Genomic DNA, 12,145 nt, shown 5'->3' on the forward strand with positions numbered 1-12,145 from the left:
TGAGAATTGTCAAAAATGGACAGACTGCTCCTGTTTACTCTGAACGTTACAGAGCCTTTGAACGTATTTAGTTAACGGTTCAAGGTCAGGAAACGCAATCTGATCGCATGTATCATATTCAACAATTCTCCTTCCGTTCTAGTATAAATTAACAAGATTAATTATAATTTTCCACCCTTTAAAAGTCAAAAAGCCGCACCCCATTAAGCAAGATTTCTATACTTAACGAAGGCACGGCTATAAGAATAGTAATGTGGTTTAGGCAATGTAGATTAAGTAATCTATGAACGTTCCTTAGCACGCTCTTCTATCTCTAAGTTACGTTTGAGGCTGAGCACTATGCAAAGTCAACAATGCTTCCTGCGTCCGGACTTCACCGGTTGCCATGGGTACAACTTTCTCATAATTAGCTGAATTCGTTACAATGATCGGTGTCACCGTGTGATACCCTGCAGCCTTGATCTGAGCGATGTCGAACTCTAGCAACAGATCACCAGCTTTGACACGGTCACCTTCTTGGATGTGAGATGTAAAATGTTGTCCATCCAGCTTAACCGTATCCACACCCACGTGAACCAAAATTTCGGCTCCTGTATCCGATACAACCGCAAGTGCATGTTTCTTCTTAAAGGCAACCGTTACCGTTCCGTCAAACGGAGCGACCACTCTACCAACTGTTGGCTCAATCGCAATTCCGTCACCCATTGCTCCAGAGGAAAATGCCGGGTCAGGAACTTCTGTCAAACTAACGATTGTACCTTCGATCGGGCTAAACACTTGTTCATCAGAAACGGCCGACGTACGAACCGCTGCTTCCTTAGTAACAGTGGCAGTCGTAGTGGTCGTTGCTGTTGTTTCTTCTTCAACCGGGTCTTTGAAGCCCATAATGTACGTTAATACTGCTGAGACAACAAAGGAAGCTGTGATACCAAGGATCAATCCTGGGAAACCTTCACCACCTGGTCCATAGAAAATAGGCAAAGTTAACAATCCTGGTGCTCCAGATGCAAACGCCTGTGTTCCTGCTTGTCCGATAATAGCACCACCAACTGCGCCCCCAATTACACCAGCAATGAATGGACGTTTAAGTGGCAACGTAACCCCGTAGATCGCTGGCTCTGTAATTCCGAACAGTGCGGTTAATGTCGATGAACCTGCTAACGTTTTGAGCTTTTTATTTTTTGTTTTCAACATAACGCCGAAGGCAGCTCCCGTTTGAGCGAAGACAGATGCAGTTGCAGCCGGCTTAACACCATCTCGTCCATAAACAGCAACGTTGTTAATAAATACAGGAATCAGACCCCAGTGTACTCCGAAAATTACGAGTAACTGCCAGCTAGCTCCCATGATTGCACCTGCAAGCAATGGACTGAATCCAAAGGCCGCAACAAGTGCGGATGCAATTGCATTACCTACATAAACTCCAAATGGACCGAACACAATTAATGTAAGTGGTACCATAATAACGAGTAGGATTAACGGTGTAACAAAGTTTTTCACGCTATCGTGTAGCGTTCTATTGAAGAATTTCTCTACCTTACTCATGACAATGACAGACAGGATAATAGGAATAACGGTAGATGAATAAGTCATTAATACGACAGGGATTCCGAAGAAATCAGTCGGAGTTCCCTCTGTTTTAAGCCCAATTATGGTTGGATATATCAAGGCACCCGCAATCGTCATGGCTACAAAAATATTACCTTGAAACTTACGAGCCGTTGTAACCGCTAACAATAGGGGCAAGAAATAAAATAAACTGTCAGCTGCTGCAAATAAGATGATATAGGTGGTGTCAGTTGTTTCTAACCAACCCAAATTACTAGCGATAAGCAGTAAACCTTTAAGTATACCCGCACCAGCCATAACACCTAGTAGCGGTGCAAAGATGCTGGAGATGACATCAATGATGCCACCAAGACCTTTAGCTGATTTCTTCGGCTTTTCTTTGTCCGATGAATCATTCAGAATGTTGCTAATTTCACCGATGGCACTATACACCTCCGGCACTTTGTTACCTACGACAACCTGGAACTGTCCCCCATTTTCTTTAACCGCAATAACACCATCGGTTTTCTCCAGCTTCGCTTTGTCAGCCTTACTATCATCCTTTAATACAAACCGTAGTCGTGTTGCACAATGAACCAATGACACTACATTTTTCTCGCCGCCGACTAGCTCTACGATCTCTTTAGCCAGTTTTTGTTGACTCATGATTGCACCCCCATTTTTTCTGAACCCACACTTGCATTAATGCTATAACAGAACACGCATTGCATTGGTGCAAAGTTCTCTCACAGGCCTCCTACCGATTTTTTTGCACGCAAAAAACCTAAGCCTTGAGGAAGGGGGACACTTTCATCCGTGCCTTCTCATGACTTAGGTTTTGCCTGCATAACCAGTAACAATCCCAGTTAAATCGTATTCATTTCCTGTTAATATAATAATATTATAATTTAACCAAATTTGTCAACATTTATTATTCACATTTATTTGCGTTAGATTAGGTAATGTTACTTCTCGTTCTTCAGCGATTAACCACCCGCTCAATATGCACGGTTAAATACAGTTTTTCCTCGTTGGTAAGCTGATGATTGTATTCTTTGTTCACAAACATCTCTATTTTTTCTGTACAAGCTGCCGCTTCAGGATGTTTCACCTTAATCAAGTCATAAATATGGTCGTAGTTATTATCATAATGCGTACCGCTCAGTACCCTTTGGGAGAAAAACTTCAGATGTGTGATGAATCTAAAATAGCTGAGTGACTCTTCATCGAATTCCATTTTGAAATGGTATTTGGCAATATTAATAATTTGCTGAATAAACTTCGTAATGTTCATCGTGGTAATCACTTCTTCATTCATCTCTGCATTCACAATATGAAGGGCAATGAACGCTGCTTCATCTTGCGGAAGATCAAGATTCATCTTGGTTTTAATATTTTCTAACGTCCTTAAACCTAAGCTGAACTCCGCTTTATACAGTTGTTTGATCTCCCACATCAGAGCATTTTTTATCTCGACTCCTTCGCGATAACGTTCAATCGCAAAATTGATATGGTCGGTTAGAGATACATAGATATTTTCATTCAAATTTCTACCTAACTGATCTCTAGCGTAAGTAATAATTTCTTCAACAATCTCAATAAGCTCCAATGGTACTTCACGAAGCAGCATTTTGAAATTATCCGATGTCTGCTTGTTTTTTAGTGCAAATACTTTCTGAATACGGGTCTCATCTACTATATCTCCCGGTTTCTTCTTAAAGGCAATCCCACGTCCCATCACCACAAGCTCTGCTCCATCGGCTTGATATATGCTGATCACGTTATTATTGATAACCTTAGCTATTTTCACTTCAATCCCCCCGTCACGTTCCACGTATATCTGTAATTTATCATTTTTGGGCACAAAAAAAACCTGAAGCAACACAAAATAAACAAGACAACATGTCTTCTTTTTTTGTTGCTCAGGTTTTGCCTACTTCGTGTAGTAACAATCCCATAAACGATATATTTGCGTCAAGTATAGCGCGAAACATGTCCATATGTCAACGCTTTCAATGAGGGGACAATCGGAAGTCCCACTGTTCTGGTTCTTCCGATTGCCAAGCTAAGGTATTATTCTTCGCCAAGATTGGTTCCGTCAGATTGAATTACATTTTGATACCAATAAAAGCTCTTTTTCTTCACACGTTGCAGAGTTCCGTTCCCTTCATTATCCCGATCAACATAGATATAGCCGTAGCGTTTTCTCATCTCGCCTGATGAAGCACTAACGATATCAATTGGCCCCCAGCTCGTGTAACCAATAATGTTCACACCGTCTTGAATGGCTTCACCCATTTCGGCAACATGACGTTTCAAATAATCAATCCGGTAGCTATCGTCTACTTCACCTTCTGCTGTGACTTCATCATGAGCACCGAATCCATTTTCTACGACAAACAGTGGTTTCTGATAACGGTCGTGCAATTGATTCGCAGTGATACGGAATCCTTTTGGATCAATTGTCCAGCCCCATTCGGATTTTGCCAGATACGGGTTCGCCACAGAGCCAAATACGTTGCCACTTGTCATATTTTTGATCACTTCTGGATCAGTGCTCGTTGTACGGCTTGAATAATAGCTGAAGCCAATGTAATCCACAGTATGATTCTTCAGGATTTCGGCATCGCCTGGCTGCATTTCAATGTTCAAATTGTGATCCTTGAAGAAACGTTTGGCATAACCAGGGTATTCACCACGTGATTGAACATCAATGAAGAAATAAGACTCTCTGTCCTTTTCCATGCCTTGGAACACATCTTCTGGATTACATGTATATGGATAGAAGCTGCCGGCAGCAAGCATACAACCAATCATGGCATCTGGAATAATCTCATGACAGGCCTTTACAGCCAGCGCACTTGCAACCAGCTGATGGTGAGCAGCCTGATATTGAATTTCCTTAACGTTATCGCCTTCTTCAAAGGCCAAGCCAGCTCCCAAGAATGGCAGATGCAGCAACATATTGATTTCATTAAAAGTCATCCAGTATTTCACTTTATCTTTATAACGTGTAAACACGGTTGTTGCATAAGTTTCGAACAAGGTTACGAGCTTCCGACTTCTCCAGCTGCCATACTTCTGAATGAGGTTCACAGGCACATCGAAATGTGCGAGCGTAACGACAGGCTGAATGCCATGCTTCAACAATTCATCGAAGAGATCATCGTAAAATTTCAGACCAGCCTCATTCGGCTGTGCATCTTCACCCGATGGGAAAATGCGTGCCCAGGCAATGGATACACGCAGTGCTTTGAAGCCCATTTCAGCAAACAAAGCAATATCCTCAGGATAACGATGATAGAAATCAATCGCCCCATGTGAAGGATAGAATTCGCCTTCCAGCGGTTCAAAACCTGGAACATTCCCCTTCATAATGCTTCTGCGATTCTCACCAGTTGGTAAGAGATCAACAATACTCAGTCCTTTGCCATCTTCCAGGTAAGCACCTTCCGCTTGATTGGCAGCAATGGCTCCACCCCATAGAAAATCTGCAGGAAATTTAAAGTTAGTCATCATCATGCTCCTTCCGAATTATGTAATTCATCATCTACCACGATTCTGCAATCTAGGATAAATAAATAGAAAAAACCCGAACCAGCCTGGTTACACTTTGACGTGTAAGCAAGCCAGCTCAGGTTATGCCCGTATCGGTAACATTCCCAGATCACAATTATGCGGATTGGATAAAACTTTAGCAAGGAATAGAGGAAATGTCAATTTTAATGTAGATTCTTTTTTTAGAAATAATAATAATGAGAGCGGATTCACCTTGCTTGCACGGCTGCACAGCTGGGATCCCCCAATGCTGACCTTCAGTACCAATGCAGTGATCTACTCTTATCGCGAGGTGTAACCAGCATCAGCATGTATTGTCGTGCCCGTTACATAGGACGATGCATCCGATGCCAACCAGAGGCTCGCTTGAGCGATTTCATCAGGTTGTCCAAAACGATTCAGCAAGCTAAGCTGAGGAGCGTATTCCTCTGCAGTAAAGCCGAATTGATCCAATGCCCCACGAAGCATCGGTGTATCAATCGCACCAGGCGCTACTGTATTCACGCGAATGTTGTGTGGTCCATTTTCCATTGCGGCTACCTTCGTCATGCCTACGACTCCATGTTTGGCAGCAACATACGCGATGTTATTAGGTTGTGGACGGAATCCACTCACGGAAGAAATATTAATAATTGAGCCACCTTGTCCTTGTTTCAACATTTGCTGCAATTCATACTTCATACACAGAGCAGTTCCTGTTAGATCGACGGACATCAAACGATGCCAGTACGCTTCGTCAAACTCTGCGGCTGGTTTATCATCTGGTGTAAGTGCCGCATTGTTGACAGCTACATCGAGTTTACCATAAGTATCTACAGCGAATTTCACCATCGCCTGCACTTCTTCGGATTTTGAAATATCAACTTTGTAAAAAGCAGATTCGCCACCAGATGCTTGAATCGCTTCAGCTACGGCACGTCCCTTTTCTTCATTAAAATCTGCAACAATCACTTTGGCTTTGGCCTCTGCGAACAGCTTCGCTGTTGCCTCTCCCATGCCCATTGCTGCTCCTGTTACAATAGCTACTTTGCCTTCTAGTACGGGAAATGTCATTAGAATACCTCCAATTTTATTGTATTTTAACCCTCTCAACTCCCAATATATAAACTATTTGAATCACCATCAATCCGTAATCTACCAACATTTGTACGTTACTGTACATATGCATATGATTTGTACAGTAAGTTGCAGGAATAGTGATATTCGACCATACTGAATTTGAGGTGAACATACGATGACAGATTCATTGGACAAGCGTGTTCTACGCTCCAAAACCGCATTGAAAGAGACGTTTGTGCGTTTGTTATTCCAAAAGCCGTTCCAGCAACTATCCATATCCGAAATTGTGCGAGAAGCTAACTATAACCGGGGAACATTTTACGCCCATTATGCCACTAAAGACGAACTGTTACACGAAGTCATTCAGGATGTATTGGATGAGTTCATTAGACAAATACAGCATCCCTATCAGTCGATTAGCAAAGTGAATTTGAAAGAAATGCAGACGGATGATATCACGTTATTTACATATCTTAAAGAGCATGCCGCTCTATATAAATTGCTGTTAAGCGATCATATCCAGGTCGATTTTAGATACCAAATCGCGCGAGCCATAGAGAATCTATTTCTATCGGAGTATGAGTACGAACTGGAGGAAGGAACCTTAATTGACCCTAAGTGGCTGTACATCTATCGTGCGCATGGTGTCGCGGGTCTCTTGATTCGTTGGATTGAAGAAGAATTCCCCACTTCCCCGCAGTATATGAGTACTCAAATTGTGGAGCTGATGCTGTTATCCACTGAAGTTTTCCATGTGAAGCGGGAGAGAACATAATTTTAAGCTTACTTCTATTTACAAAATTGGTGTCTAAACCACTAATTTCTACATGATTTTTAACCTAAATATTGGGGTACTTTGATTTTGGTAATCATGATATATTTCAATTCAGAAAACGCTTTCAATCCTTTATTTGGAGGTGGTTCCTTTTTTGGACATTAAGTAAAATGTTACTTCTTGAACCTAGATAAACCGTATTTCGTTGGTTCATTCGGTAGTACACACTCATTTTCTAGAAAAGGAGATTATGATTAATGACTAAACGTAAATCTGTTCTCTCTCTTACCCTCGTCACGGCTATGATCGTGTCACTGTTCTCCTCGGCCATCGTGTCCGCGGCTAGTAACGAACAAGTTCAGCCTACTGTGACTGTTGCACCTTCGAGCATTCAATCGTATGTGTCAGCGATGGAACCTGGATGGAACCTCGGCAATTCACTGGATGCCATTGGAGCAGATGAGACCGCTTGGGGTAATCCCCGCATCACAAAAGAGTTGATTCAGAATATTGCTAACCAAGGCTACAAAAGCATTCGTATCCCTGTGACCTGGCAGGCTCACATTGGAGGAGCACCTAACTACACAATTAATGCCGCTTACATGAACCGAGTGCAAGAAGTGGTAAACTGGGCGCTCGATGCCAATCTTTATGTAATGATTAATATTCATCATGATTCATGGCAATGGATCAGTTACATGGAGAATGATCGCACGAATGTTCTTGCTCGATACAATGCGGCTTGGACTCAGATCGCCAATAAGTTCAAGAACAGCTCGAACAAGCTGATGTTCGAAAGTGTCAACGAGCCTCGTTTCACTGAAGGTGGAACAACAGATCCTGCAACTTCATACCGTCTATTGGACGAGCTAAATACGTCATTCCATAACATTGTGAGAACATCTGGTGGTAACAACGCTACTCGCCCTCTCGTTCTCCCAACGTTACATACAGCTTCTAACCAAGCTGATTTGGATGCCTTATCACAGACCATTTCCAAATTAAATGATCCGAACATTATCGCTACAGTGCACTATTATGGTTTTTGGCCGTTCAGTGTAAACATTGCAGGTGTGACCAAATATAACGCTGAGGTTCAAAAAGATATTACGGACACATTTGACCGCGTCTACAATGCTTTTGTAGCTAAAGGCATCCCTGTCATTGTCGGCGAATATGGCTTGCTTGGATTTGACCAGCATACCGGCGTCATCCAACAAGGTGAAAAGCTGAAATTCTTCGAATTCATTGGGCAGTACCTTCGTCAAAAGCAAATGACAACGATGTTATGGGATAATGGTCAGCATTTTGGCCGTACGTCCTTCACTTGGTCTGACCAAGATCTCTATAATACGATGAAAGCAAGCTGGACTGGACGTTCTACAACAGCAGAATCAGATCAAGTCTATCTGAAAAAAGGCGCTGCTGTACAAGATAAAACTGTAAAATTGAACCTGAATGGCAATACGTTCAACTCTCTTGTTCATGGGAATACAACCCTTGTTAAAGGGACAGATTACACCATTAGCGGTGATGTCCTCACATTGAAATCCAGCTTGTTAAATAGACTTACCTCTTCAGGCAACCTTGGTGTTAACGCGAAGCTCACAGCAAAATTCAACAAAGGGGCTAACTGGCATTTCAATCTGATCAAATATGATACGCCTAAATTGAACAGTACAACGGGTACTACAAGCTCATTCGCAATTCCAACAACATTCAATGGCAACCAACTTGCCACTATGGAAGCAACCTATGTCAATGGCGGTAATGCAGGGCCACAGAACTGGACATCGTTTAAAGAGTTTTCCTACACGTTCAGCCCGAATTACAATAGTAATGTAATTGAGTTGAAACAAAACTTCTTCAACGAAACCAATGATGGACAAGTCATTCTTAAGTTCCATTTCTGGAGCGGAGATATCATCACCTACAAAATCACGAAAAATGGGAACAGCGTTGTTGGCACAGCTTCCTGATTTGAACATGACCTAACTCACTTCAATTAAAAATCATTCAATACGGCGTCCTGTCAGAGCATCTCGCTCTAACAGGGCGTTTGTGTATATTTACACTTGTGTCACTCCTACCGTAGATGACCTTATCTGTATATATTTTTGGATGTTTCCGGTAGTTCCGAATAACGTACAAGTAGCGACTCATACCTATACTGTAATTTGGTTTGAGGAGGTAACACCATGTTTAAACGTGTCGATCGTTTGGCGATTGAGCTTCCCCTCTCAGGAAGTCCTGATCCCAACGGAGCGAGTGCTGTACAGGAACTACTGGGTGGACGATTCGGGGAAATGTCAACGCTCAACAATTATATGTTTCAATCTTTTAATTTTCGGGGAAAAACAAAGCTTCGTGCCTTCTATGACATTGTCGCAAGTATCACGGCTGAAGAATTCGGGCATGTTGAATTAGTTGCCAATACGATTAATCTCATGTTAGTGGGTTCTACATCTCCGGGCGATCCAGATTCCACACCTTTACGCATCGGTAAAGATGCACGTATGACCTCCCATTTCATCGAATCTGCCCAAACCGCACTCCCATATGATTCCATGGGTAGACCTTGGAATGGTTCATATGTTGTAAGCAGTGGCAATCTGATCTTCGATCTGCTGCATAACTTTTTTCTGGAATGCGGTGCACGTACGCATAAAATGAGAGTCTACGAAATGACGGATCATCCTGCGGCTAGGGAGATGACCGGTTATTTGCTTGTCCGCGGAGGCGTACATATCTTGGCTTATGCAAAAGCACTACAGATCGCCACTGGGGTTGACGTGACTAAATTATTTCCGATTCCGAAACTCGACAATAAAGTGTTTGATACCACTCGTAAATGGGAAGCGATGGGTGAACATCGCAGGCTTTACACATTTAGCGATAAGGATTATCAGAACATCGCACAGATCTGGAAAGGTGTGCATCCTATTGATGGAGGCAAATTGGAAGCCTATGCCGGCCTACCTGGTCATAGTGGAAGCATTCCTGATCTGCCTGATCTACCCGAAGAATTCGCTCCAGGCATCTCTGCAGAAGATCTTCTGCTGATTGCTTCAAGGCTAAAACGAGAAGCGGGTCTATAGGTTGGAATAATCATCACCCTAAACATGCAAAAAGGAACCTGATAGACTCACCAGGTTCCTTCTGAATATTTCCTTATTGTGGTTCCGTAAATGTTACAACCATAATAGCTTCACCATTTGCTTGCACGCTACCCGTCATGGATGTTTCCACGCGTTCAATCGTTTCATTTCCATTTGGAATCAATACAGGTGTAATAATCGGTAGACCGGCATTCTGAATGAATTCCATATCGAATTCAATCAATAATTGTCCGGCTTTTACCACATCCCCATTGTTGACGTGCAGGGTAAAGCCTTCACCTTTGAGTCCAACCGTGTTGATCCCAATATGCACAAGCATTTGTACTCCAGTTTCATGTTCTAGAATGATTGCATGTTTGCTCTTGATCATGACATGGGCGATCGTGCCATCAAACGGAGCAACTACACGACCTTCGGATGGCTCAATAGCGATTCCTTCGCCCATATGCTTCTCTGAGAAAGCAGGATCAGGAACCTGCTCAAGATCAACCGCCGTGCCAGTCATAGGTGACAAAATGGTTAGCGATTCTACCTTTTGACGGCTGCTTGTCATCTCATTCGTATGAGTACGATCAACCTCTGATTGATCTACTGCTACTGCTGGATTCGTGCTAATCCCATTGGCACCGCCTGAATGCGTAGACGTAGCCGTTTCCACAGCAGGTGCATCCTTATAACCAAAGAACCATGTCAGTGCAAATGCGATAGCCATCGCAATCAGATTGGACAGAATGTACAGTGGGAGTTGGCTATTCAGGTACAGCAATGTTCCTGGAATTACAGTGACAGCCATACCTGTGCCTTGTAGGTGGAACAATGAAGCGATGAAGCCACCAACAGCTCCCCCCACAAGACCCATAATGAATGGTTTCATGTAGCGTAGATTCACACCGAAAATGGCCGGTTCTGTAATACCGAGAAATGCAGACAGCGATGAAGGTAATGCAAGTGCTTTTAACTTCATATTCTTCGTTTTTAATCCTACAGCTAGACAAGCCGCACCCTGAGCAGCCATAGCACAGGTAATAATCGCATTAAACGCATTAAAGCCTGTTTTCTCCAACAACTGAATTTCAAGAAAGTTGAAGATATGATGCACGCCGGTAACAACGATAATTTGATGAAAGAAACCAATGATGATTCCCGCAATACCAAATGGCAGATCCAATACAGCTGTTGTTCCCTGAAGTACCCATTCTTCAAGGGAGTGGAATACTGGCCCGATTGCAAACAATCCTAGCGTAATCATAATTGTAAGCGTAATGAACGGTGTTAGGATCAAGTCGAGCGCCTCAGGCACACGTCTGCGCAGTACCTTCTCGAACTTCGCTCCAATCAATCCCACGAAGAATGCCGGAAGCACGGAGCCTTGATACCCTACCACCGGGATAAATCCAAACATATGCAGCGGTTGCGCTGATCCATCAGCTACTGCGTAGGCATTCGGCAACGCTGGGTTAACCAACATTAGACCCAGGACGATACCCAGGACTGGACTTCCGCCGAATACACGGAATGCTGACCATGCCACCAGTGCAGGTAGAAATGCAAATGCAGTATCCGTCAGAATTTGAGTGAACAACAGGAAATTCGGTGAAATATCCTCTGGGGTTGCACCGAACAAGGATAAAATTTCATTTTGCGTAAGCAGGCCTCGTAGACCCATGAACAGACCTGTCGCCACAAGCACTGGGATAATTGGTACGAAGACGTCACCGAACGTACGGATACCACGTTGAAACGCATTGCCTTCCTTTTTCCCCTGACTCTTCACTTCTTCTTTGGAAGACCCTTCAATCCCGAGCTTCTCAACTTCTTCGAAAATGCGATTGACGGTACCTGTACCAAAGATGATCTGATATTGACCTGAATTAAAAAAGGCACCCTTAACCTTATCAATATTCTCAATTTGCTTCTGATCGATCTTCTCTTTGTCATTGACCATGATACGTAAGCGTGTCGCACAGTGGGCAAAGGAAGCTATGTTCTCCTTGCCTCCGATGGCCTGAATGACTTCTTCGGCAATTTTTTTGTTCTCCGACATCCTTATTCATTCCTCTCAATAAATCCATATTCGCCGCCTGAG

8 protein-coding genes are annotated in these 12,145 nt (G+C 43.0%); 3 read left to right on the forward strand and 5 right to left on the reverse strand.

The window, feature by feature from the left end; translation table 11 throughout:
• Positions 1-318: 318 nt before the first annotated feature.
• From ASD24_RS04585 to ASD24_RS04600, 4 genes are all read right to left on the reverse strand, one after another.
• Positions 319-2,214 carry a beta-glucoside-specific PTS transporter subunit IIABC gene (locus tag ASD24_RS04585; protein ID WP_056692115.1) on the reverse strand — a complete coding sequence of 632 codons (1,896 nt, stop codon included), beginning with the start codon at positions 2,212-2,214 and terminating at the stop codon, positions 319-321.
• 313 nt (positions 2,215-2,527) lie between these two features.
• Positions 2,528-3,358, reverse strand: coding sequence for a BglG family transcription antiterminator LicT (gene licT / locus ASD24_RS04590; protein WP_056692118.1), 831 nt, complete (start codon positions 3,356-3,358; stop codon positions 2,528-2,530).
• Positions 3,359-3,621: 263 nt separating this feature from the next.
• Positions 3,622-5,064 (reverse strand): 6-phospho-beta-glucosidase, encoded by a 1,443-nt coding sequence (locus ASD24_RS04595; protein WP_056692119.1) that lies wholly within the window; start codon positions 5,062-5,064, stop codon positions 3,622-3,624.
• A gap of 324 nt (positions 5,065-5,388) precedes the next feature.
• On the reverse strand, positions 5,389-6,159 hold the full coding sequence (locus ASD24_RS04600) for an SDR family NAD(P)-dependent oxidoreductase (RefSeq protein ID WP_056692122.1): 771 nt from the start codon (positions 6,157-6,159) through the stop codon (positions 5,389-5,391).
• Between the two features lie 181 nt (positions 6,160-6,340).
• On the opposite strand from ASD24_RS04600, the gene ASD24_RS04605 reads away from it, so the two are divergent.
• From ASD24_RS04605 to ASD24_RS04615, 3 genes are all read left to right on the forward strand, one after another.
• Entirely contained in the window at positions 6,341-6,940 is a 600-nt protein-coding gene (locus ASD24_RS04605; protein WP_056692125.1) for a TetR/AcrR family transcriptional regulator, read from the forward strand.
• Positions 6,941-7,197: 257 nt separating this feature from the next.
• Positions 7,198-8,919 carry a cellulase family glycosylhydrolase gene (locus ASD24_RS04610; RefSeq protein ID WP_056692128.1) on the forward strand — a complete coding sequence of 574 codons (1,722 nt, stop codon included), beginning with the start codon at positions 7,198-7,200 and terminating at the stop codon, positions 8,917-8,919.
• Between the two features lie 219 nt (positions 8,920-9,138).
• Positions 9,139-10,038, forward strand: coding sequence for a manganese catalase family protein (locus ASD24_RS04615; protein ID WP_056692131.1), 900 nt, complete (start codon positions 9,139-9,141; stop codon positions 10,036-10,038).
• 73 nt (positions 10,039-10,111) lie between these two features.
• On the opposite strand, the gene ASD24_RS04620 is transcribed toward ASD24_RS04615, so the two are convergent.
• The gene (locus tag ASD24_RS04620; protein WP_056692133.1) at positions 10,112-12,103 is read right to left on the reverse strand and encodes a sucrose-specific PTS transporter subunit IIBC; all 1,992 of its coding nucleotides are present in this window, start codon (positions 12,101-12,103) and stop codon (positions 10,112-10,114) included.
• Positions 12,104-12,145: the final 42 nt, after the last annotated feature.

This window comes from Paenibacillus sp. Root52 (assembly GCF_001426865.1).
Taxonomy (GTDB): Bacteria; Bacillota; Bacilli; order Paenibacillales; family Paenibacillaceae; genus Paenibacillus.